Annotated in this window: 18 protein-coding genes; 7 read left to right on the plus strand and 11 right to left on the minus strand. The window is 68.1% G+C overall.

What is annotated here, in order from left to right; all coding sequences use genetic code 11:
* Position 1 precedes the first annotated feature (1 nt).
* Positions 2-790, minus strand: a complete 789-nt coding sequence (locus tag ACN469_RS12880; protein ID WP_498767599.1) for a WbqC family protein — start codon at positions 788-790, stop codon at positions 2-4.
* Between the two features lie 137 nt (positions 791-927).
* On the opposite strand from ACN469_RS12880, the gene ACN469_RS12885 reads away from it, so the two are divergent.
* Together ACN469_RS12885 and ACN469_RS12890 are read left to right on the plus strand one after the other, a co-directional pair.
* The gene (locus tag ACN469_RS12885) at positions 928-2,991 is read left to right on the plus strand and encodes an ATP-binding protein (RefSeq protein ID WP_498767601.1); all 2,064 of its coding nucleotides are present in this window, start codon (positions 928-930) and stop codon (positions 2,989-2,991) included.
* Positions 2,992-3,160: 169 nt separating this feature from the next.
* Positions 3,161-5,206: a LamG domain-containing protein gene (locus ACN469_RS12890; RefSeq protein WP_498767603.1), complete on the plus strand. Its 2,046-nt coding sequence runs from the start codon at positions 3,161-3,163 to the stop codon at positions 5,204-5,206.
* 6 nt (positions 5,207-5,212) lie between these two features.
* Here ACN469_RS12890 and ACN469_RS12895 read toward each other — a convergent pair whose 3' ends face one another.
* The 4 genes from ACN469_RS12895 to ACN469_RS12910 all read right to left on the minus strand — a co-directional run bounded on the left by ACN469_RS12895 (position 5,213) and on the right by ACN469_RS12910 (position 9,005).
* Positions 5,213-6,076 carry a 2OG-Fe(II) oxygenase family protein gene (locus ACN469_RS12895; protein ID WP_498767605.1) on the minus strand — a complete coding sequence of 288 codons (864 nt, stop codon included), beginning with the start codon at positions 6,074-6,076 and terminating at the stop codon, positions 5,213-5,215.
* Positions 6,077-6,369: 293 nt separating this feature from the next.
* Positions 6,370-7,170: a hypothetical protein gene (locus tag ACN469_RS12900; RefSeq protein WP_498767607.1), complete on the minus strand. Its 801-nt coding sequence runs from the start codon at positions 7,168-7,170 to the stop codon at positions 6,370-6,372.
* Positions 7,171-7,321: 151 nt separating this feature from the next.
* Complete coding sequence (locus tag ACN469_RS12905; protein ID WP_498767609.1) at positions 7,322-7,666, minus strand: hypothetical protein; 345 nt, start codon at positions 7,664-7,666, stop codon at positions 7,322-7,324.
* Positions 7,620-9,005: a carboxylesterase family protein gene (locus ACN469_RS12910; protein WP_498767611.1), complete on the minus strand. Its 1,386-nt coding sequence runs from the start codon at positions 9,003-9,005 to the stop codon at positions 7,620-7,622. The genes ACN469_RS12905 and ACN469_RS12910 overlap by 47 nt, the downstream gene beginning before the upstream one ends.
* Before the next feature lie 735 nt (positions 9,006-9,740).
* Here ACN469_RS12910 and ACN469_RS12915 point away from each other — a divergent pair.
* A complete protein-coding gene (locus ACN469_RS12915; RefSeq protein ID WP_498767613.1) occupies positions 9,741-10,457 on the plus strand; it encodes a hypothetical protein in 717 nt (238 codons plus the stop codon).
* Between the two features lie 344 nt (positions 10,458-10,801).
* Positions 10,802-11,245, plus strand: a complete 444-nt coding sequence (locus ACN469_RS12920) for an Orn/Lys/Arg family decarboxylase (protein ID WP_498767637.1) — start codon at positions 10,802-10,804, stop codon at positions 11,243-11,245.
* Here the strand turns inward: ACN469_RS12920 and ACN469_RS12925 are convergent.
* Both ACN469_RS12925 and ACN469_RS12930 read right to left on the minus strand, forming a co-directional pair.
* Positions 11,181-11,843 (minus strand): carboxymuconolactone decarboxylase family protein, encoded by a 663-nt coding sequence (locus tag ACN469_RS12925; protein ID WP_498767615.1) that lies wholly within the window; start codon positions 11,841-11,843, stop codon positions 11,181-11,183. The two genes, ACN469_RS12920 and ACN469_RS12925, sit on opposite strands and share 65 nt — an antisense overlap.
* Before the next feature lie 464 nt (positions 11,844-12,307).
* Positions 12,308-13,099, minus strand: coding sequence for a phytanoyl-CoA dioxygenase family protein (locus ACN469_RS12930; RefSeq protein WP_498767617.1), 792 nt, complete (start codon positions 13,097-13,099; stop codon positions 12,308-12,310).
* A 118-nt stretch (positions 13,100-13,217) separates the two neighbouring features.
* On the opposite strand from ACN469_RS12930, the gene ACN469_RS12935 reads away from it, so the two are divergent.
* The 3 genes from ACN469_RS12935 to ACN469_RS12945 all read left to right on the plus strand — a co-directional run bounded on the left by ACN469_RS12935 (position 13,218) and on the right by ACN469_RS12945 (position 16,343).
* Positions 13,218-14,192, plus strand: a complete 975-nt coding sequence (locus ACN469_RS12935) for an alpha/beta fold hydrolase (RefSeq protein WP_498767619.1) — start codon at positions 13,218-13,220, stop codon at positions 14,190-14,192.
* Between the two features lie 70 nt (positions 14,193-14,262).
* Positions 14,263-14,949 (plus strand): response regulator transcription factor, encoded by a 687-nt coding sequence (locus ACN469_RS12940; protein WP_498767621.1) that lies wholly within the window; start codon positions 14,263-14,265, stop codon positions 14,947-14,949.
* Positions 14,949-16,343, plus strand: a complete 1,395-nt coding sequence (locus ACN469_RS12945) for a HAMP domain-containing sensor histidine kinase (protein WP_498767623.1) — start codon at positions 14,949-14,951, stop codon at positions 16,341-16,343. Before ACN469_RS12940 ends, ACN469_RS12945 begins: the two co-directional genes overlap by 1 nt.
* A 4-nt stretch (positions 16,344-16,347) precedes the next feature.
* Here the strand turns inward: ACN469_RS12945 and ACN469_RS12950 are convergent, their stop codons facing one another.
* The 4 genes from ACN469_RS12950 to ACN469_RS12965 are packed head-to-tail and all read right to left on the minus strand — an operon-like array spanning position 16,348 to position 21,879.
* On the minus strand, positions 16,348-17,013 hold the full coding sequence (locus ACN469_RS12950; protein WP_498767625.1) for a hypothetical protein: 666 nt from the start codon (positions 17,011-17,013) through the stop codon (positions 16,348-16,350).
* 24 nt (positions 17,014-17,037) lie between these two features.
* The gene (locus tag ACN469_RS12955) at positions 17,038-18,768 is read right to left on the minus strand and encodes a cytochrome c/ABC transporter substrate-binding protein (protein ID WP_498767627.1); all 1,731 of its coding nucleotides are present in this window, start codon (positions 18,766-18,768) and stop codon (positions 17,038-17,040) included.
* A 4-nt stretch (positions 18,769-18,772) separates the two neighbouring features.
* Positions 18,773-19,894: an SCO family protein gene (locus tag ACN469_RS12960; protein ID WP_498767629.1), complete on the minus strand. Its 1,122-nt coding sequence runs from the start codon at positions 19,892-19,894 to the stop codon at positions 18,773-18,775.
* On the minus strand, positions 19,891-21,879 hold the full coding sequence (locus ACN469_RS12965; protein WP_498767631.1) for a YncE family protein: 1,989 nt from the start codon (positions 21,877-21,879) through the stop codon (positions 19,891-19,893). The genes ACN469_RS12960 and ACN469_RS12965 overlap by 4 nt, the downstream gene beginning before the upstream one ends.
* Positions 21,880-21,953 lie beyond the last annotated feature (74 nt).

Below are 21,953 nucleotides of genomic sequence, written 5' to 3' on the forward strand. Positions count from 1 at the left end.
GTCAGTCTCCGGCCGGCGCCGGTGCGAAGGGGCCCCACGGCGAGGGCTCCAACCACCGGCGCACCTCCTCCACCGGCACGTTGGACAGCACATCCACAATCGACAGGCTCGGCACGAATCGCCCCTCGCGCCCCTGCGCGTAGGGCGGGTGCCGGAAGCGCTGCCACAGCACTCGCACGTCCGCGTCCCGGAACAGGCTCACCTGGAGGTACAGCGAGGAGCCCAGCCCGGAGTAGTACGTGTGCCCCCGGAGCTGGCGGCAGTACTCAACGAGGCGCGCGGACTTCTCGTCGCCCTGGCGCTCCAACGTGGAGGCCAGGAGGATGTCGGGCTTCATCCCCAGCGGCGCGTGGAACAGCGCGGTGCTCCCCAGCAGCACCCGCAGCAGCGAGCCCGGCCCGGCTTCACGTGCCACACTGTCGTAGAAGGGCTCCAGCAACGGGAGCACCTGGGTGGCGAAATGGGGCCTCTGGCCATACAGCGTCACCAGCTTGCTCAGGTGCTTGCGCGCCCAGGGCTGCCGGGAGTCCACCGCCAGCTCGCCGATGAGCGAGTCGCGGTGTGGGTCCTCCAGCGGAATGGACAGCCATTGGAAGCCAGGCTCGGTGGGAGGCGGTGTGGGCACATTCCCTGGCAAGGCCACACGCGTCCTCCGCTGCCAGCCTCGCCGCAGCCATTGCACGTTGTCGAGCACCAGCAACGTGCCCGCGCGCGCCACCTGCTCGTAGAAGTCCACCCAGGGCAGGTAGTGGGGTTGCTCCGCGACGATGACTCCTGGACTGCCCGGCACTCACGGCCTCTCTTCTTTTGAGATGTCCTGGGGTGGCTCGGCCCCTCACTCGGGACCGGCGCGGTGGATTCAGGCTGCTGTTAGACTGTAACATTCCAAAGACGGCCAGGGACCTTCGCCGAGGCGGGAAGGAACGGATGAAGTACCTGTGCATCAGCGCTGACCCGCGGCATCCCGTGGCGGAGGAGCTCCGACGCCAGGGGCAGGAGGTGCTCGTCCGGGCCGAGGCCTCCGAGGCCGGCGCGGAGCTGGTGCATGGCCGGGTGGACGTGCTCATCGTCGAGGCCGAGGCGCTCGCGGAGGACGCGCGCTGGCTGGACGCGCTGAGAGGGCGCGCGCGGCCCGAGGAGCCGCTGGTGCTGGGGCTGTCCCGCTCCGCGACGGACGAGGGCCTGGCGCCCTTGCTGGCGGCGGGCGTGGACGAGTTCCTCGTCGAGCCCTTCTCGCCGGTGGAGGTGCGCGCGCGCAGGCACCTCCTGGAGCGGCGCTCGGCGAAGCGCCGGCAGCACCAGAGCTCGGAGGCCGCGGCGCGCGGGGAGATGGAGCGGCTGGCCTCCATCATCCAGACGCAGGCGGACGTCGCGCTGGCGGGGTTGGACCTGGCCGGGGTGATGAGCCTGCTGTGCGAGCGCGCCCGCGTCCTCTGTGGCGCGGACGGCGCGGCGGTGGCGCTGCTGGAGGACGGGTACGTGCAGTACCACGTGGCCACGGGATGTCTGTTGCCACACATGGGCTTTCGTCTCCCGGTGGAGGGAAGCCTCACCGGCACCAGCCTGCTGCGCGGCGAGGTGATGCGCACCGACGACACCGAGGACGACGTGCGCGTCAACGTGCGCGCCACGCGGCAGGTGGGGGCGCGCTCCATGGTGTGTGTGCCGCTGTGGCGCGAGGCCCGGCCGGTGGGCGCGCTCAACCTCTGCGCGCGCCATCCGAATGCCTTCGATGACCGGGACGTGCGCACGCTGGAGCTGATGGCGGGGTTGCTCGGCGCGGCCATGGGCAACGCGGCCGAGGCCGAGGCGCGGCATGCGCTGATGGAGGAGCGCGCCGCGGCGCTCGCCGCGCTCCAGGAGTCGCAGGCGCTGTTCGCCGCCTTCATGAACCACAGCCCCGCGGTGGCCTACATGAAGGACGAGCAGGGCCGCCGCATCTGGGTGAACGAGCCGTACCGCCGCTTCTTCGGCCTGTCCGAGAGCGCGAGCCTGGACCGCCTGGACGACATGAACCTGATGCCTCCGGATGCGGCGGAGCACGTGCGGCGGGAGGACCATGCGGTGCTCGAGTCGGGGCTCGCCCGCGCGTCGGAGGGCATGATTCCCGCGCCGGACGGAGCCGAGCGGCACTGGCTCACGTATCGCTTCATCGTGAAGGAGCACTCGGGGCGGCGGCTCCTGGGCGGGGTGTCGCTGGACGTGACGGACCGCAAGGCGATGCAGGCGCAGTTGGTGGTGTCGGACCGGCTGGCGGCGGTGGGCACGCTGGCGGCGGGCGTGGCGCACGAAATCAACAACCCGCTCGCCTTCGTGCTCTCCAATCTGTCCTTCCTGTCCGTGGAGCTGCAATCCGTGGCGCGCGAGCTGCCGCCGGGGCGCACGTCGGAGATGGAGGAGGTGCTGCGTGAGGCGGTGGATGGCGCGCACCGGGTGCGGCAGATCGTCCGCGACTTGCGGATCTTCTCGCGCGGAGACGACGAGGTCGCCACGTCCGTCAACCTCCAGGCGGTGATGGAGTCCGCCATCACCATGGCGCGCGGCGAGCTGAAGATGCGCGCGCAGATCATCCGCGACTATAGCGACGTGCCCCCGGTGGAGGGCAGCGAGGGGCGCTTCGGGCAGGTGTTCCTCAACCTGCTCATCAACGCCGCGCACGCCATCCCCGAGGGAAAGCCGGAGCACAACGAGGTGCGCGTCATCCTGCGTCCGCAGGGAGACAGGGTCATCGTCGAGGTGCATGACACCGGCGTGGGCATGGCGCCGGAGGTGCGCGCGCGCATCTTCGACCCGTTCTTCACCACCAAGCCCGTGGGGGAGGGCACTGGCCTGGGGTTGTCCATCTGCCACGGCATCGTCACCGGCTTCGGCGGGGACATCTCCGTGGAGAGCGAAGTGGGCCGAGGCAGCACCTTCCGCGTGTCCCTGCCCGTGAGTCAGCGCTCGCGGGAGCTGGTGCCTCCGACGTCGCGGTTGCACCTGGTGGGCTGAGGGCCAGTGGTGACGGAGGGGCGAATGCGTCCTGGCGCGACGCAACGGCGTTGCGATCAGACGCAGCCGGTCGGCTCACTCCGAGCCCGCGCCACGACCTGACCGGGTGAGGGCAGGGGGGATGCCCGGTCTGGCGCAGCCCTTGCTGTGCGCTCGTCGCATGAGACCCATGTTTCAGTACGGTGCCGCGGACGTTCGCTATGGACAGAGCATCTCACTTGGCACGTCGAGCCCTATCGACCTGAGCGGCAGCAGCTCCTACTCCATCGGGTTCTGGTTGAACCCGCGAGCCCCCGCCTACGACGGCTTCCTGCTGCTGTCTGGCACGTCCTATTACATCGGGATGCATGGGCTGCTGCTCACCCTCAACATCCCGGGCATGAGCGCGCCGCGGCGCTCTGAAATCGAGCTGCTGGCGAATCAATGGCAGTACGTCCTGCTCGTCTTCCAGTCGCAAGGCACCAACCAGGGCACGTATACGTTGTCTGTGAATGGCACGCCGCTCATCGAAGGCTCCCTCTCTCGGGTCACCGCGCCCAACAGCCTGTTCAGCCTGGGCCACACGTCGGATGCGCAGTTCCTCAATGTCGCGTTCTGGTCCACGGCGCTGCCCGAGGGTGAGCGCCTCCCCTTGTGGGACATCCCCTCGCCGAGCACGAGTCTCGCCGCGTGTTACAGCTTCGCCGATGGCTCGAGCAGTGACGTCTCCGGCAACAACCGGAACGCCGCCACCTTCGCGGGCGGCGCTCAAGTCGTGATGGTCGCCCCGGCGCTGCGGCTGCTCAACACGGGAGTCCAGCCGTCCCCTCGCGACGCGCTCTCGGCGGTGGCGGACGGAGGCCCCTTCAGCGTGCAGGCCTGGTTCAACGTCGACGCACCCTCCGACTTCCAGGCGACGTCCCGGACCCTGTTCTCGTGCAGGGACCGCGACACCGGCTACGGGTGCTCCCTGGGGGTGCAGTGGAACGGCGGCGGATTCAACCTCGAGTTCAAGCGGGACGCGGCGGATGGCTCCGGCGGCTGGGGGAACAGCATCCAATTGCCCCCGGGCTCCTGGCATCACCTGTCGGCCACGTATGACGGGACCACGGTCCTCATCTACCTCGATGGGAGTCATGACTTGACCATCGCGTGCACCGTGCCGGTGCTCGCGAACCCCGTGTGGCTGTTCGGTGCCACGTATGCCCCCGATACCGCCGGGTCCGCCGAGAACGAACTCCAGGGCTACCTCCAGGCGGCGGCGCTCTGGTCCCGCGCGATTTCAGCCAGCGAAGTCCAGCAGTACATGTCGGAAGACCCCACCGACTCCGAGGGCTGCGTCGCGTTCTATGCCTGGAGCAGCCTCATGCTCACCAACCAGGTGACGGGCAATCCGCCGGTGCTCCTCAACACGGCCTTTCCCGCCACCGTGGTCACCCCGCCGTCCGAGTCACCGCCCCCGGCGGGAGGCTCCTATACCCAGCTGGCGGCGGTGCGGCCCTCGGCGCGGCTGGAGCCCGCCGTCCGCTGGTCCCCGGAGGAGGTGGCCTATCCCGCCAACAGCCCGCTCCCGCCCGACCAGGTCGAAGCCATCATCGCCGCCTATGAGCCGGTGCTCGCCGCCGTTCCTGGAGCGATGAAGGACCGCCTGCGCTCGCTGTTCCGCAACAACCTCTACCTGGGCCTGGCGAAAGGCAACGGCCCCGGAGGCCTGCCGGTGGGCGCCATCGCCGGAAAGGTGGAGGGCGCCGCGTATGTCTTCTACCACCACACCGCCCAGGGGCCCGTGGAGTGCGGACGGATGGAGCTGTCCGTCAACACGGAGTGCGTCGGCTGGGTTGTCTCCGTAGCGGCGACTTCCCTCTGTCTGCTGTTGACCGTGGTGGGACTGGGGTTCTCGGCGAGCAGGGCCGTCTCCTCCCTGAGCAAATTGGTGGGAGAGAGCACGCCGCTGCTCAAGGCCATCGGAGAGGCGGCCAAGGGCGCCACGAGCGGCAGCACCGTCATCAAGGTCATCAAGGCGCTCTACGTCGCGGGGACGCTTGGCAAGGTGGTGGGTGACGTGCTGACCGGAAACTGGGTCTCCATCGCCCTCAACTGCGCGTCGCTCATCCTCATGGTCGTGGGCCTCTTCACCTCCGGGGGCGCCTACCTCGCCGTCGTGCTGGCGCAGCTCGTCATCAACATCGCCGTCCTCATCGCCGTCATCGCGCAGAAGCCGAGCAACTGCTGCTGACCGCGCTCAGTGGTAGCAGAGCACGGAGACGATACGGGACTGGCCCCGCACGACGGGCTCGACGGCGTGAGGGACCAGGCCTCCGAGCATGACCAGCGTTTGCCGGGGGCGCAGCCGCAGCGTCACCCGGCCCGCCTCTGGGGACTGACGGATGCGCTGGAGCGGCTCGGCTACGCGCTGGGGATAGAGCGTCAGCCTGCCGCCGGGGGCTTGCGCGTCGAGTGCATCCAGCAGGCAGGTGATGACGGCGACCTCGCAGGGGGCCACGTCCCGGTGCAGGTCCAGGTGGTCCCCTGGCTGGAGGTAGAAGCTGTAGGTGCCCTGTCCCCCCGAGGGCTGGAGGCCGGGCCAGGTCAGGCGCCTCAGCCAATCCAGCATCGTGGGGGCCGAGTAGAGCCGCTGGAGCACGACTCCTCCGCTCATGTTCAGCAGGTCGCGGCCCGGGGCGCCGCCACGCTCGGGCTGCGAGTCCGATGACGTGGTGTGCGCGCGCCGCGCGTCGGTGGTGCTCCTGCGCAGGGCGTCCTCGAGCAGGAGCTGGCACGTGGGCGCGTCGGGGAGTCCTTCGTAGAGACCGAAGCCGCCCTGCCGCAGCAGCAGCGAGTCCTGGAGGAGCGTGGTCGGAGGCATGTTCAAGGTCCGAAGGATGTCGAAGCCCGCATCCTTCAGGCGCAGGACCGCGCGCTGGACGATGTCTCGCTCGGAGAGGAAGTTCACCACGCTCGCGGTGGAGATCTGCTCCTGCACGTCGAAGAGGGAGACGCCTCCAATGGAGCGAGGCGAGGCCTGGGCGAAGACGCGCGGAGGAAGGGAGGGACCCTGGCGTCTCGAAGGTTGTTTGGCGGCGCGGCTTCGCTTTTTCGTGGCCATGTGAAGGTTTCTTCCCGTGGTTCACCCTGACGTGCGCGCACCGGTGCGAACCGCCAGGAATGGCGGGCACATCCGATTGAGTTTGTCATTGTTGGGAGTCCTTCAGCGACTGTCAAACGAGTCTTGTTTGTCGTCAGGCGTCATGTCCGGGATAGGACGACCGGGTGCTCTCGGGGGCAATACAAGACAGAGGCAGGGTGACTCACTGCAGGGGCGCCCGGGGATTGGTGGAAGGGCCAATGCCTGTGTCGCTGGAAGCACATTCATGCCGCCAGGAAGCCTGGCCCTCGCGCTCACATGTCGGGCCACGACTGTGGCACCGGGAGCATGATCCTGCTCTTGATACGAGTCTCCCAAGACCAATAATCGGAAACCAGGCCCGGTCTGGCTTTGTTCTTCGTCCATGGCAGGGTCTTGGTTCGACTGAACCTGTTGGCTTCCGCCAGGACTGGCGAAAAGTTCGCTTCAGCCGACTCCTTCAGGACCAGCGAATACGGATTGGCTCGCTGAGAGTAACCCACCGCCACAGAGGCCCTTGCCTTTCCGTAGAGGTCGACATGTCTTCTGAAGTTGTGCTTGTCCTGCCGCTTCATGACATCCAGCACACTGACGATGTTCTTCCCCGTCCCAAGAGCGTCTTTGGCTGTTTCACTCTCGTCACGGAACTCGAGCTTGTTGCTCGCATAACAGAACAACTTTCCAAAATCCGCTGACGCCTGTCGCAGAATCACGACATTCATCCTCGGTACCGCTTCAGTGCCGCCGCCATACGTGGAAACCAGGTGCTCATGAACGCTTCCATGCGCGGCCAGCTTGTTGGTGATCAGCTGGGTCATGTCGTTGACTGTGTTTACGAGCACCCTCACCCACATGTCGACGGGGTTTCCCAGGCACGTGAAGATGGCGTCCATGTATTGATTCACGGCTGACTGTTTATCTCCCACGAGAGCGTCACTGTCATAAGGGACGTGAGCCAGCGCATATTGAGGAGCGTCCTCGGCACCGCGGTATTGAATGGCGATGGCCACACACGTGCCCACACCCCCGGTCTTCAGCACGTCGGTCGCAGGTCCCAGGATTCCAACGAAGTTCATGGGCACATACTGAAAGGTCAATGGCATAGGAGTCGTCCAGCCTAGCACGCGCGTTGCTTGCCCGCCCAGCCCTCACCCAGGGGCGGACGGACGCCACCCCACCATCCGGGGTGACGCGGGGCACATGCCCGCGTCACTCCGGAAGACAGCCTCAGGGGCGCTGCTGCGCGAGCATCCAGCTCAACACCTTCGGGTCCTGGTAGACGCGGTCCCAGATTTCATGGCCACCATCGTGGAAGAGGGTGAAGAGCACCGGGCGCTCGGGTGCATTGCCATTGGCATCCAGGGCCGTCTGGCCGTCGACCCATGTCCACGTCCCCAGGGTGGGGCGGAAGAACGCGGTCTGCGCCCGGTTTGGATAGGTGTACGTGTCAATGACGGTTCCCGTGCCGCCCATGGCCTGTCCCAGCCGGGTGAACCATTCCCGCGTCCCCGAGTATGAGACGGGGTCATTGATGGCATGCGAGCCCCAGACGGGGAGGTTTGCGTTCACCATGGCCTGTGCACGAGGGACGGAAGAGCCGTAACCACCGTTGCAGACGGGAACCGCGGCCGCCAGCTTCGCGGGGAAGGTCGACGCATAGGAGAACGTCCCCCGCACCGCCCATGCTGAGGCCCGTCAGGTACACGCGCTTCCTGTCCACCTTGTACGTCGACAGGATCCGCTCGATGAAGGGGTTCAAGCTATCGAGGGCCTCCTGGTCGTTCCAGAAGTTGTTGATGCCCGTCTGGGGCGACACGAGGATGAAGGGATAGTCCTTCCCATTCTTGTCGATGTACGACTGGAGCCCCAGGTTCCGGACCTGCTTGAGCTGCAGGGTGCCTCCGTCCCCCCGTTCACCCGCGCCGTGCAGGAAGAAGACAATGGGCCAGTTCGAGCCCGTCTCGTAGCCCGACGGCAGGTACACGACATGGCCATAGCTGCCAGGAGGCGAGCCCGTCCCTCCCGCGTAGATCTCCAGCGTGGTTCCGCGCCCGTTGGGGGCTGGCTCCACCCGCACCTTCGTGCGCGAGTTGGCCGTGGCGCCCTGGTCATCCGTCACGAGCAGATTGAACTCGTAGAGCCCCACCACCAGGCCCGAGGCCGTGGCCGTCAGCGTCGTGGCGCCTGTCAGCGTGGCGGTGTTCGGTCCGGAGAGCTGGGTCCACTGGCGGGAGACCACCGTCCCATCCGAGTCGCTCGCGGTGCCCGTGAGCTGGGCGGACGACGTGGGCAGCACCACCGTCTGGTCCAGGCCCGCCGAGGCCGTGGGAGGTACGTTGCTGGGCGTGCCCACCGGCGAGCCATAGATGACGATTTCGTTCGACGCGCCGTACATGCTGCGCGCGAAGTGGAGGTAGCGCGTGCGCTGGCCCACGGGCACCAGCCGCCACTTCTCCCACTGGTTGGTGGCGATGGAGATGGGCGCGGTCCATTCCCCCGGCGCCCCCACGCTGAAGTAGACCGTGCCGACTTCGTCATACGTGTCGAACACGCCGACTTCCGTCACGTCATGGAGCTGACCCAGGTCGATGATGAAGCCCATGGGGTACTGGGTCTCGCTGTAGACGACGTTGCCCCAGGTCGTCGTGGGCTTGAAGGTCGAGCCCGCGCGAGGGTCGCCTATCAGTGCCTGCTCGTCATAGAGGTTCTGGTAAACGCCCAGTGTCGGGCGGATGCCGTCCGGCTGGACCATCGCCGGAGTGATGACAAGCTTCTGCCCCACGAGCGGCGAGGTCAGGGTGGAGAGGGCCTGCTCGGCTCCGCCCTCTTCGGCTGACCCACAGCCGACCAGCAACAAACCCAGCACCGCGAGTCCACGCTTCCAAGCGTCATGAAGTCGCCAACGAATCACAGAGCCTCCTCATTCAGGAATGGTGAGGACGGCAGTGAAATTCAAGTTAAACAGGCAAGTCCAGTCCAATCATCCAAAGGGACTCTTGATGCGGAGTTGCACCGCGAACCGCCTCAAATCGTAGTCATTCCACAACTAAATTGCTGTGGACTCACATTTGCGCTTGACGCGAGTGCGTTGGCTGGGAATCGTTGTGCTGGATGGAAAGACAGACGATGCGGGCTGGGTCGAGGTACAATTTCCCCTGGCCGAGACGGTCGCCGTGCTTCGCGTGGGCAATGCCGAGCAGTACACGCTGAACATTGGAGCGCTCCACCCGGCAAACACGGCAAGCTACATGGCTCTTGAGCCCACGGGCCGAAGGTGGGTAGAGCGACCTGGCTGTTTCGCTTCGTGGCGCAGTCGCTCGACTGTTCAGGGAAGTGGCCATCCCGCGGGAAACGACGGTCCTCGTGTCAAGGCGCTTTCGGCACGGCTGCCGGTGAGGTCCACGACGGCAACGATTGGTTTCCCATGAGGTTGCTCTCGACTATTCGTACAGGTATCCAACCCATCGGGAGCGAACCAACGTAACTCCGCAACCGAGCCGGCTCCCTGACCAGCACCACCATTCGGAAGTCCGACAGTATTCACCAGAAGTCAACAACAGGCTTTCGCTCACGGCGCATGCCGCGCCTGGGCGGAGCCCTATCCGAGGAGAGCACCGTGAACATCGTTCGCTGGAATATTGCTGTCATGGCGTTGTTCGTCATGGCCTGTGGAAACATGGAGGAGGTGCCCGGGTCCGCGATTGAGTCGGAGCCTTTGGGGGAGCAAGTGTCGGAGCTTCGGTCCTGCTCAAGCTCGCTCGACTGCCGGGCCACTTGTGGCTGCAACCCGAGTGGCTTCTGCGAGGCCGGCTTCAGTCCGCCTCCACCCGCGGGTTTCTGCGATGTCGCGCCCGTGCGCGCCTGCGGTACGGGCGCGGACTGCACGACCGGATGCAGCTGCTCGAGCAACGTTTGCCTCGCTATCGGCGGGTTCAGCCCTCCCCCCAACTGTCTTCTCGCGCCTCCGGACTCGTACGAGAGCGACAACTCGCACACCACGGCCTCGTCGTACCTGGGCTATCCGCAGCTTGGACACACGTTCCACCGGGCCGGAGACGTGGACTGGGTGCTTGGGGCCACGAACATCAATCAACTGATGACCGTGGAGGCCTACAACGTGCGCAATGGCGCGAGCCTGCGTCTGGATGTCTATGCGTACGACCATGCCACCCGCACGCTGGGCGCGCTCCTCACCAGCGTATCGACAAGGGTCTGCTCGGACTTCACGCCCGCATGCCTGATGTACCGGACGGCCGTCAACGTGACGCCTGGTGTCTATGCGGTGAAGGTCACGGACACCCGCAACGTCCCCACGGGCTCCGATTGGCGGCCTACCGCGGGGTATGACCTGAAGATGTACTGAGTCATGCACCTCCGCGACGGAGCGGCCTCGAGAGAGCCGCTCCGTCGCTCGAATTGCCCACCCAGGAGCGTCACTGGGCGATGCGAAATGGCGGATGGCGAGCCCTTCACTCAATCGTGGCGCGAAGGGCGTGACACGCGCGACCACAGCTACGGCGCCGCACGGCCCCATCCCCACGTCGTCATCGATGGCTTCCTGGGGCTGTCCGCCCGCGTGAGATTCCGAACGGGTCGAGCCAGGCACGCCGGGCCTCGGAAGCCCCAGTCGAGGCGGCGTTCCATGCGGGGCTGATGGCGACGCCGGACGTCGTCCTGTTCCGCGTCAGCCCGAGCGTGACGGACGGCATGGCGGGGGACACGCTGAGGGCGCTCGCGCAGGTGTGCAGCTCCACGGGGCCGAAGGGGCCTCGCGTGGACGTGTTCGAGCCGCCTGCCTTGCCGGAGCGCGTCCTGACACCGCGACGAGCGGCCATGCTGACCGTCAGCGAGCGTGTGCCGGCCCGGGAAGCAGTTGGACGCATCAGCGCGGAGACGATGGGTTGCTTCCCGCCTGGACAGGCCGTCTTCGTCGCAGGCGAGCGCGTCACCGAGGAGGGCATCGTCTACCTGGAGCGAGCAGTCGCCACCGGTGCACACCTCAAGCGGGTACAGGACGACCACTTCCGGACCCTCTGCGTGATCCGTGAGGGGCCCCCGTGGCACGTGAACGGACACACCGCGAGCGTCAAGTCGTGGCTTTTGAGTAAGCCTGTAGTTCGACCACCTCAGCCCCTGTCACCCGTACCATGACAACTCCTCGGGGCGCTGTTTCCTTGCCGACATAGCACTCGACGAGGACACGATCAGCGGCGGTTGCCTGGAGCGATAACCGATGGGGTTTGCGCAACAGCTTTCTGATTTGGGCATTGGCCGGGTACGAAGGGTTTCCTTCGCGCACGCTGTCACAGAAGGCCACGGTGACGGCCCGAGGAGTGGGCGCGGGAGGTGAAGCCAGACCTGCATCCTCAAACAACTTGTTGAGTTGATCCGCCGCGGCAACGGCTCGTGGAAAGCCAGTAAAGGCGGATACCAGTGTCAGCAACTCAGTGAGTTCTCCGGGTGCCAGGCCTTCGGCCAGACCTGTCTTGAAATGTACGCTCAAAGGGGGGCCGACCATGCCGGCGGCGACGATGGCGGCGAAAATCGACGCTTCCTGCAGGCGCGGGTCCAGGCCCGGGCGATCGTGCAGATGGCCGTAGACGACACCCACCGCCAACTGGCCCAGCGCCGGGGCGGTATGGAACAGCGCATCAAGTCTGGCGCCGCCATCGGGGACCAGGTCAATGAATGTCTTGCGACCTTCACGGTACAGCGTTTCAACGGGGGTTTCCGGGGCAAGGGTTTTCATGTCCATCCTCCAGGAGAAAAGAACGGCGTTTGCTCGACTGCGCACGTACTTCGGCCTGATGAAAACGTCCATCCATGGGAAATCAAAGTGTAAAGGCATCCGTGGTCTTTCGCCATGGGAAAACGGGCATGCACGTGGCGCTGTGTTCCGTCATTCATGACAATCACATCCACACTTTCCAGCCCGCAAGTAACGCCCTCTCCGAACCCAGTGGGGCTGGATTGGCATTCTCGGGGGCGATGCGCGATTCAATCCCCCAACGCCTGACGTTCTGTCCGTCGATGCTCCGCTGGCCATGAACTACAGACGAGACATGACCTGGCGAGTCTTGGTGCACACCGGTTCCTACGTAGAAATCGGCCCCGACGGGCTCACTGATGCCTATCGGGGGGCGGGCAAGGACGCGGCGCCGTCCCCCGCACCGGGCGCGGAGGAGGACTTCTCCTCCACCCATGGCCGCGCCTTCACGGCGACAGGGGACGGAACATGGGCGGGAAGACGCGCGGCGCCTTCTTCTTGCGGACACAGCGGGTGTCCGCGCTCATGTAGCACGCGGAGAAAGCACGACGGCGCAGGCCGGGGCGGCCACGTCCGGAGCGGTGCCACAGGTGGTTGTGGATGAGGATGACCTCACCGGCGAGCGCGGGGAGGGGCAGGGCGCGGCGCTCCGCGTCCTGGGCCGCCACCGCGTCGGGAGGAATGACGCCGCCCAGCTCCGTCACCAGTCCGGCCTTGTGGCTTCCGGGCACCACCTCAAGACAGCCGCCGTCCTCGGGGGCGTCGTCCAGGGCCGTCCACAGCTGGAGCTCCGGCTCGCGCGTGAGGCCCCACAGTCGGCCGCCATCCTGGTGCCAGGGCAGGTTGCTGCCGCCGGCCTGGCCCTTGTGGAAGAGGATGGCGCGGTAGAGGACGATGTCGCCGGGGATGCGCGCGCGGACGATGCGCTCGAACAGGGGATTTTCCATCCACGCGAGGAAGCGCGGGTCCTTCTCCAGCTTCTCCAGCTTGCGATAGTCCAATGACGGGCCCTGCCAGCCCAGGCCCAGCGGCGCGTCCTCGTAGCGCCCTGTGGTCGCGTCCGGCTGGAAGAACAGGCCAGGGTAGACCACCCGGCCGAGCATGAGGTCGTCCGCACGCTCGCGCAGGGCGTCCAGCCCGGACTCCTCCAGGACCCGACCCAGCCGGGCATAGCCGTGCTCGGCGTAGTGTGCGAGCGCCCTGTCGATGTCGATGTCCCGAGCATCCTCACGAAGCATGGCGTCCTCATACCCTGGACGCTCCAGGGGTGGGAGTGTCACGGCACGGTGTTCCGCACCGCGGACGCTGGGAAGGACCGCTTGCGCCCCCGCCGTCCCCGCACCATGGTGAAGGGGCATGCCCTATCGTCGCGCCACGCGTTACGTCGTCGCCCCGGATGGGACCCGGGTGGCCTGGCACACCCACGTCGGCGACCTGCTCGAACAGGCCGCGGACGACGCGCTGAAGACTCGCACCACGGTGTTGCTGAGCAATGGCATTGGCACCTCGGAGAACTTCTGGCGCCACATCGTCGCCAGCCTGGAGCAGGACCACCGGGTGGTGCACTGGAACTACCGGGGGCACGGCGGCAGCGAGGAGTCCCGCGGCGGCGACTATGACGTCTCCGTACACGTGGGAGACCTGGAGCGCGTCACCGAGGAAGTCATGGCGCGCGGCGATGGTCGGCCGCCACATCAGGTGGCCTTCTCCATGGGCGTGCGCGTCCTCCTGGAGCTGTACCGGCGAAGGCCGGACCTGGTGCCCGCGATGACGCTCATCGCCGGCACGCCGGGGGCTCCGGGCTCTGGCGACGCGGGACTGGCCGCGCGCGCCGCGCTGTCCACCGCGCGCGAGGTCTTCCGGATGGCGACCCCCGCGGTGCCGCTGGTCACCCCGGTGGTGCGCGCGGTGCTGGGCAGTCGCATCGCCTATCCCATGGCCCGCGCTGTGGGGGCCCTGCGTGCGCGCGCGCCCAGGGACGACATCGACGAGTTCCTGCGCGCGCTTCGCACCATGAGCCCCAAGGCCTACTGGTACACGCTGCGCGGGCTGGCCGAAGGACACGCGTGGGATGTGCTGCCTTCTGTGAAGGTGCCCACGCTCATCATCGCCGCGCGCGACGACACCCTGGTGCCCCTGCGGGAGATGATCCGCATGCGCGACTCCCTGCCTCATGCCCACTGGATGCAGGTGGATGACGCGGGGCATGCCGGGCTGCTGGAGGCGGGCACCGAAATCTCCGACGCCGTGCGTGCCTTCCTCATCGACCATGGGATGCGGCCGGAGGTGTCCTCGGTGTCTCGCGAGCCCGGACCCTCCGCTCCGACTTGAGCCGCTTGTCACGGGATTGCCTCTGGAAACGCCCCCTCCGGGCATGGAAAACTAGGGGAGGGGCGTGTCCATGCGGCTGCTGCTCGTCGAAGACGAAGTGAAGATGGTGGCCCTGCTCCAGCGGGGATTGGCGGAGGAAGGCCACACCGTCGAGGTCTGTACGCGGGGACGCGAGGCGTTGGAGGTGGGAGCCCGGGAGGGCTACGACGTCATCATCCTGGACTGGGCCCTGCCGGAGATCGACGGTGTCACCCTGCTCAAGCACTGGAGGAGCGCGGGAGTGCGCACGCCGGTGTTGATGCTCACCGCGCGCGGCACCACGCCGGAGAAGGTGACGGGGCTGCGCTCGGGCGCGGACGACTACCTGGTGAAGCCCTTCGACTTCGAGGAGCTGCTGGCGCGGCTGGAGGCGCTGGCGCGGCGAGGTGAAACAGAGGATGGCGCCGTGCGGCTGGGCTGCGTGGTGATGGACCCGCGCCGACGGGTGCTCTGCAAGGGAGGTCGCGAGGAGCCGCTGACGCCGCGTGAGTTCGCGCTCTTCTCCGCGCTGGCGAAGCATCCGGGCGAGGCGCAGGTGAGAGCCCGGTTGATGGCCCAGGCCTGGGGCCCGGACTTCGAGGGTCATGGCAACGTGCTGGATGTGTACGTGGGCTACCTGCGCACGAAGCTGGAGCGCCTTCAAGTCACCGACGTCTCCATCCGCTCCGTGCGCGGCGTGGGCTACAAGCTGACGGTGGCCACGGACGAATCGTCGTGATGCTCACGCGGCGCCTCTGGGTCCTGGGCGCGCTCCTCCCCGTGCTGGCGATGCTCACCGCGCTGGGGCTGGCGGGCCAGCTCTTCCGCTATGACCTGGAGCGCTCACTGGACCGCGCATTGTTGGCGCAGGCCGCGGTGGAGAGCGTGAGCCTCTTCGACGGCCCCGGGCAGAAGGTCCACCTGCACATGGCGGTGTCGCCGCTCCTGGAGCAGGTGCGGCCCTTCGCGCCCCATGGCTACCTCTACGGGCCGGACGGGTCGCTGGTGGTGAGCTACCCGCAAGGGCCCGCGGGGGTGGCGGTGCTCGAGGAGCGCATCGTGCCAGGAGAGCCGGGGGGCGAGCCTCGGCTCATGACTCGGGTGGAGCCGGATGGCGAGCGGTGGCGAGAGGTGCGGGTGAATGTCCGCTCCCCCCACGGGGAGCGCTATGCGCTGCGCCTGTCCGCGTCGCTGGGGCAGGTGGATGGCTCCGTGGGGACGTACCACCGGATGGCCCTCTCGCTGGCGGCGGTGCTGGGGCTGGCCTTGCTGGTGGTGCAGACCACGCTGGCGCGAAAGCTGGCGCGGAGGTTGGCGGCCATCACCCGCCACCTGGGCCAGCTGCGGGAGGGCGACTTCTCCCGCGCGCCGGTGGAGGACCTGGAGCGTGACGAGATAGGCCAGCTTCGCGCGGTGCTGGCGGAGGCGACGGAGCGGCTGCGTGGCGCGCGTGAGACGCAGGAGCGGCTCATCGCTGGCGCGGCGCACGAGCTGCGCACGCCGTTGACCCTGATGCGCACCAGCATGGACCTGGCGCTGCGCCGGGAGCGAACGCCGGAGGAGCTGCGCGCCAGCATGCTCGACTCGCGGCGGGAGGTGGACCGGCTGGCGGTGCTCGCGGGCAATCTCCTGGACCTCGCGGTGGCGGGACGCGGAGGGTGGGACCGGAAGCGCGGAGACCTGTCCCAGCTCATCGCCCAGGCGGTGGAGGGCGCGCGCGCGGAGGCGGAGCGGAGGCGTCTGCTGATTCGAATGGATGCGCCGGGCCCCGCCGAAGCGAGCTTCGATGCCGGAGGCTTGCGGCAGGCCGTGGACAACCTGCTGTCCAACGCCCTGAAGTTCTCTCCGGAGGGGGGAGAGATTCACGTGAGGCTGGTGCGGGAGGCAGAGCGCTATCAGGTGCGCGTGGCGGACAAGGGGCCGGGCATCCCCTCGTCCGAGCGCGAGACCGTGTTCGAGCCCTTCCACCGCGTGCCGGGTGACGTGCACACGTCAGGCACGGGGCTGGGCCTGGCCATCGTCCGGGAGGTGGCGGAGCAACACGGTGGCCGCGCCTATGTCGCGACGGAGCCGAGGGGCGCCGGAGCGGAGGTGGTCATCGAGATTCCGGTGGCGCCGCGAGCCGCGTCGTGAGGCGTCAGGCGGGCAGTCGGCGCTCGCGGAGCGCGGCGAGGAGCCTGGGCTTGCCCTCGTGCAGCACCGCGTCTCCGTGTGAGGGAATCACGTGCTGGAAGTCGAGCGAAGCGAGCTTCGCGATGGCGGCCTCGAACGCGGGCCTGTCCTTGACGAAGCGGAGGAACAGCTTGCTCACGGCGAAGCGGCGGTAGGTGCCGAACATCCTGAAGAACAACCAGGCGGCGAGGCCCTTCGGTTGCGGGATGTTGAAGACCATGTCGGTCAGGTAGAGCGCTTTCGAGGCGGAGTGGAGGAACGCGCTCTCGTTCAACTTCGGCATGCCCGCGAGCGGAAGCAGCGCCAGCTCGCTTTCGAAGGGCCAGGGGTCTACGCCGAGCAGGCCATGCCAGGTCAGCTCGGGATGCTTCTCCCGCGCGCCCAGGGGGCCCCAGAGTCGTGCCGTCGGGTGGGCCTTCGCGGCGGCCTTCATGCCCGCGGTGTGCATCAAGCTCGGGGCGACGATGTCCGTGACGGGACCGGCTTCCTTGAGCTGCTCGGCGGTGAGAATCGATGCGGGTGACAGCAGCACGCGCGCCTGTTCCAGCTCGAAGACCGCGGTCCGAACCGGCAACTGCATCAGCGCAGAGCGCAGTGTGGTCTCGATGAAGTGGGTCTGGGGCAGGGCCATGGGCCCGACGCTCGCACACAACCGCTAGGGTGTCAGGGGTATCCAGTCGGACACAGGGACGAGCTGATTCGTGGTGGGGTCCAACGCCGCGAGCTGCCCCCCTTGCACGCCCACGCGGCGATTGACGCCGAAGGTGACGGGCGGGGAGACGCCCGTGTCGAAGTCGCGCAGGGTCTCCAGGTGCTGCGTCAAGCTGGCGCGGGTGACTTCGGCTCCCGCTCGGGTGAGGGCTTCCACGAGGACTCGCGCCGCGGCGTAGGCGCCGAATTGAAACGAGGTGTGTCCCGGGGCCAGGCCATGGCGCTTCATGAACGCGGCGAAGTCCTTCAGCGCGGGGGCTCGCTCTCCGAGGCCAGCGGGATAGAGGAAGTGGATGCGACCCGTCGAGGCGCCCACCAGCTCGGGAATGGCGAGGCTCGCCGGTGCGAGGACACGTACGGAGGGGGCATGCGCCTCCAGGGCCCGCAGCAAGGTGTCGAGGCCCTCGGGCGTTCCCGCGTACAGCACGGCGGGTGGTGGCGCGGAGGCCCAGTGCTCCACCGGGAGAGGTCCGTCTGGGACGGTCAGCTCCACGGGGGCTCGAAGCTCCCGGCGTGTCGTCTCCGCGCGCACGGCCTGTGCCCAGGCCCTGCCCTCATCGCCTCCCGTGTGGATGACGACCAGCGACTTGCGTCGCAGCTCGGACTCGCGCGTGGCGGCGAGGGACTGCACCGCGAGCCGCGCGAGAGCGGGCTCATCGGGGTACAGGAAGAACACGGGACTGTCCTCGTCGGCGGTGCCTCCGTTCAAGGCGAGGGGGAGAATGAGGGGCGCACCTTCCTCGGTGAGTCGCGCGTCGGAAGGCAGCGGGCCTCGTCGCATGCTGGCCACCAGCGCGAGCACGCCACGGTCCAGCAAGCGCGTGGTGGCGTCAGAGGTCGGAGGCGTCGTGGCCCGAGTGGCGTCCTGCGCCGCCTCCGCCGGACTCCCTCGCTCCAGCAATCGCGCAGTGGAGTCCGCGGCCGGAGGCATCATGCTCCGCGGCGCGTGGAGCGCGGCGTCGTCTTCGACGAGCAGCTCCAGCTTCCTGCGGAAGATGCCGCCACTGGCATTCACGTCCGAGAACACCGCGCGCACCACGGCCGCGGCTTCCTGTCCCAGCTGTCCCCGTCTTCCCGTGAGAGGCAACGCCGCGCCCACCGTGAGCGTGGTGGGGGAGACGCCCGGGTCCGGGTGTTCGCCAAGCTGCCCCAGGTAGGCGAGCAGCTCCTCCCGCTCGACATCGTCCAGTGCGTACCGAGGCATGGCCACGCCCAGCACACGCCCACTGGCGGAGACACCCTCGGTGATGGCGCGCAACAACGTGGTCCGCGTGTACGCGGGGCGCGCGGCGTCCTCCAGCGCTCCCACCGCTCGAGCCCGCGAATGTCCGAGCGCCCCGGGCGTGATGTCCGGCACCTCCACGCCACCCTCGCGGCTGCCACGACCCGAAGGACCATGGCAGCGAGCACAGGCGGCCACCTCTCCGCTCAGCTCCACACGCTCGGGCGCGAGAAAACCCATGAGTGATTTCCCTCGGACGCTCTGTCCCCGCTGAAAGAGGCTCCGCCCTCGCTTCGCCGTCAGCGGGTCCACGGGAGCAGGTGTCGACTCCGCCTGCTTGCAGCCGAACCACAGCGACGCCAGGACCACCAGGGCCCACCGCGCGCCATGTGGCCCCAGGCTCGCTGCTCGCGAGACGCCGACAGCGCGGGCTCCGTCAGGCTTCCTCGGCATGCCGCTACCTCGGGTCGTTCAGGTGCTCGACGGCGTAGACGATGTTGTCCACCTGGGCCATCGCCGGGGACTTCACCCACATCCCCGTGGCTGAGTCGCCGATGAGCAGCGTGGTGTTGTGCGCATCCGGGTCATCGACGTAGCCCCCCAGCTTCTTGAGCACGAGGGTGATGTTCTCTCGCGAGCCCGTGAGGAAGTACCAGCCGGGCCGCACGCCCATCTTCTGGGTGAAGGTGCCCAGGCTCTTGGGGGTGTCGTTGGCGGGGTCCACCGAGAGGGTGATCATCGTGATGTCCTTGCCCACGCGTCCGCCGAGCTTCTCCTGCACCTGCGCCAGATGTCGGGTGATGGGCGAGCACGCGCCCTTGCACGCGGTGAACGCGAAGTTGATGAGCACCTTCCGTCCGCGCACCAGGTCCTCGTAGAACCGGTGCGCCTTGCCGTGCTGGTCCACCAGCTCCGTGTTGGTGAAGTACTTCGCGGCCGAGGCGTCCTGCGCGCTGGCGTCCGCCTGCACCGTGGCCCCCAGCTCCGAGGGCCCCGCCGAAGCCGCCTGGGCCTCGCGAATCGCCGCGAGGAGGGTGCTGGGACTCCCCAATCCATCCACGCGCGTCCACGTGCCGGCCATCGCGTTGCCCACGAGGACGGTGGGGCGGTGCGCCTCCTTGTCCGGCACATAGCCCCCGAGCGCCACCAGGGCCTGCTTCACCTTCGCCGGCTCCCCCGTGAGGAAGGACCAGCCCGGGCCGGGCTTGAAGGGCTCGGCGAACTTCGCCATGCGCTCGGGCGTGTCATTGGCCACGTCCAGGGTGATGGAGATGAAGCGCACGTTGCTCCGGGGGCCTAGCTCCTTCTGCACGCGCGCCACCGTCGCCGTCATCGGTGAACAGATGGTCTTGCAGCGCGTGAAGATGAAGTTGATGGCCACCGTCTGGCCACGGACCAGGTCCGTCCACAGCTTCACCGCGCGGCCCGTCTGGTCCACCAGCTCCACGTCGGGGACTTCCACGCTCAGCGGCGCGGGCGCCTTGGGTGTGGGCACGGCGACCTCGTGCGCTGACACGGGCCCCGCGAGCCCCAGCACGAGGACGAGGACCTTCGAGAACGACGACAGGCGGTGCTTCATCGGTGGACCTCGGAGGCGGATGCCGTCGCCGAGGCAGGAGCCTCCACGACGCCAAAGGTGGAGTGGGGCAGGCGACCCAGGTCGATGCCACGGCTCTCGACGCCCACCACGAACTTGTACTGGCCCGGCGAGGGCGGGGTGAAGTCCACCTCGAAGCCGCCGTCGGCGCTGCGTCGCGGCTCCGTGCGCCACTGCCAGGTGCCGGGCGTCTTGAAGAGGAGGACGCGAACCTCCTCGGGCTGCACGGGGGGCATGCCCGTCATGCCCGGAGTGGGCTCCAGCTTGAAGCGCAGCGTCGTGGTGGCGCCGGCGGTGAGCAGCGTCTTGGCGTCGAACGCGGGGGTGAGGGTGAGCGGGAGCTTCTTCGCGAGCGCCGCGTCCTCCGGGACTCCGCCCACCTGCCACTGCGTGCAGACGATGGCGCGGGGGTTGTCCAGGAGCAGCTGAACGTCGTAGGTGCCGTTCTCCCGCACCGTGGCCGTGGCGGAGTAGACGCCCGCCTCCACCTCGCGCAGCGAGCGGTCCAGGACTCGCACGGCGCGGGGCTCGCGGCCGTAGTTCAGGTGGGTGCCTCGCGGCGCCATCATTCCCTCCTGGTAGAGAAAGAGGGCGCGGTCCGCGGTGCCGGCGACGATGACGCCGTTGCCTTCTGGCAGCGCGGCGATGGGGTCCGAGCGGCCCAGCCCACGAGACTCCTCGGGCGCGCGCTGGCCCATGGTGACGTTCACCACGGAGGGCGTGCCGGTGCCCTCCAGCGTACTCATGTCCACCAGGGCCACGCGCCCGCTGGTGGTGTTGCGCACGTACCCGAAGGACTCGGTGAACACGACGGAGTCCGGCGCGGAGAAGCCGGTGAGCGCGTGGGCCACCTGGCTGCGCGCGGCGTCGAGGATGTCCACCGCGTCCGCTTCCGGGTACAGCAGGAACGCCCAGCGAGAGGTGCGGTCGAACCGCAGCGCGCCCGGCCCGGGCTTCACGGTGATGCGCCGCGACACCTCGCGCTTCTCGGGGTCCACCACCAGCACCTCGCTGGAGCGGGGCTGGACCACGAAGAGGGCTCGGGCCACGGGGCTCCAGGCCACGTCACCCGCGCCCACGCCCACCTTCACGGTTCCCAGCACCTCGCGCGAGGCCACATCCACGGCGGTCAGCACGTCGGCCTCGGTGCTGGTGACCCAGGCCGTGCGGCCCTCGTCGGAGAAGGCGAACTCATGGCGGCCCGTGCCCACGCGCAAGGTCTCCACCTCCGCGTGGGCCGCGGTGTCGAGGACGCTCACGGTGCCGTCCCCGTCGTTGCTCACCCACGCGGTGCGGCCATCCGGTGCCACCGCGACGCGGCCCGGCTGCTGGCCCACGCGGACCGTCCGTGTCGTGAGGAAGCGCTCCATGTCCACCACGGACACGCTGTTGCCGGAGGCCACCGTCACGTAGAGCGCGGAGCGGTCCTGCGACATCGCCCAGTCGGCCGCCTCGCCGCCCACGGAGACGAGGCTGTGCAGCTTGGTGCGCTCGAAGGCGAGCTGCGGGTTGATGACGGACACCGTGTGGTCATGGTTGAGCGTGAGGAACCAGTAGGCGTTCAGGTCCACGTCCGCGCGCGCGGAGAGCAGCCCGCCCAGATAGGTCTTCACGCGCGCCGTGCAGGCCGCGTCATCCAGGGGCGCGGCGCCCTTCTCCCGCAGCGACATCCAGCCGAGCACACGTCGGCCCTGGAGCGGCGCGTGGGACTTCGCGTCCTGGAGGACGAAGCGCGCGGTGCCCTGGAGCGGCGCGCCGGCCGCGGCCTCCCGGGGACGAGGGTTCAGCGACAAATCGAACCGCACCGAGACACCCTCGCGCTCGGCGAAGACCGGCTCCGGAGCGGGGAGGGGTGGCGCGGCCACGGGGACGTCCGGCTGCTCGCGAGGGCGGAGGTTCCAACCGGCGGCGCCGAGTGCGCCCAAGGACAGCAGGCCGAGGGAGGTGAAGACAAGGCTCTTGCGCATGGTGCGAGGACTTCCAGGGACACCGAAGAGAGAGAAGGGGGGCGACGCGCTCCAACGCGGACCGCGTCGCCCGG

It is taken from the genome of Corallococcus terminator (assembly GCF_049194865.1).
In the GTDB taxonomy this organism is placed as follows: Bacteria; Myxococcota; Myxococcia; order Myxococcales; family Myxococcaceae; genus Myxococcus; species Myxococcus terminator_A.

What these genes read in the sequence shown, in the direction of transcription:
- ACN469_RS12885 (WP_498767601.1), top strand. Translation starts at nt 928, where the DNA reads ATGAAGTACCTGTGCATCAGCGCTGACCCGCGGCATCCCGTGGCGGAG.
- ACN469_RS12890 (WP_498767603.1), top strand. Translation starts at nt 3,161, where the DNA reads ATGTTTCAGTACGGTGCCGCGGACGTTCGCTATGGACAGAGCATCTCA.
- ACN469_RS12895 (WP_498767605.1), bottom strand. Translation starts at nt 6,076, where the DNA reads ATGGCCACGAAAAAGCGAAGCCGCGCCGCCAAACAACCTTCGAGACGC.
- ACN469_RS12900 (WP_498767607.1), bottom strand. Translation starts at nt 7,170, where the DNA reads ATGAACTTCGTTGGAATCCTGGGACCTGCGACCGACGTGCTGAAGACC.
- ACN469_RS12905 (WP_498767609.1), bottom strand. Translation starts at nt 7,666, where the DNA reads ATGGTGAACGCAAACCTCCCCGTCTGGGGCTCGCATGCCATCAATGAC.
- ACN469_RS12915 (WP_498767613.1), top strand. Translation starts at nt 9,741, where the DNA reads ATGGCGTTGTTCGTCATGGCCTGTGGAAACATGGAGGAGGTGCCCGGG.
- ACN469_RS12920 (WP_498767637.1), top strand. Translation starts at nt 10,802, where the DNA reads ATGGCGGGGGACACGCTGAGGGCGCTCGCGCAGGTGTGCAGCTCCACG.
- ACN469_RS12925 (WP_498767615.1), bottom strand. Translation starts at nt 11,843, where the DNA reads ATGAAAACCCTTGCCCCGGAAACCCCCGTTGAAACGCTGTACCGTGAA.
- ACN469_RS12930 (WP_498767617.1), bottom strand. Translation starts at nt 13,099, where the DNA reads ATGCTTCGTGAGGATGCTCGGGACATCGACATCGACAGGGCGCTCGCA.
- ACN469_RS12935 (WP_498767619.1), top strand. Translation starts at nt 13,218, where the DNA reads ATGCCCTATCGTCGCGCCACGCGTTACGTCGTCGCCCCGGATGGGACC.
- ACN469_RS12940 (WP_498767621.1), top strand. Translation starts at nt 14,263, where the DNA reads ATGCGGCTGCTGCTCGTCGAAGACGAAGTGAAGATGGTGGCCCTGCTC.
- ACN469_RS12945 (WP_498767623.1), top strand. Translation starts at nt 14,949, where the DNA reads ATGCTCACGCGGCGCCTCTGGGTCCTGGGCGCGCTCCTCCCCGTGCTG.
- ACN469_RS12950 (WP_498767625.1), bottom strand. Translation starts at nt 17,013, where the DNA reads ATGGCCCTGCCCCAGACCCACTTCATCGAGACCACACTGCGCTCTGCG.
- ACN469_RS12955 (WP_498767627.1), bottom strand. Translation starts at nt 18,768, where the DNA reads ATGCCGAGGAAGCCTGACGGAGCCCGCGCTGTCGGCGTCTCGCGAGCA.
- ACN469_RS12960 (WP_498767629.1), bottom strand. Translation starts at nt 19,894, where the DNA reads ATGAAGCACCGCCTGTCGTCGTTCTCGAAGGTCCTCGTCCTCGTGCTG.
- ACN469_RS12965 (WP_498767631.1), bottom strand. Translation starts at nt 21,879, where the DNA reads ATGCGCAAGAGCCTTGTCTTCACCTCCCTCGGCCTGCTGTCCTTGGGC.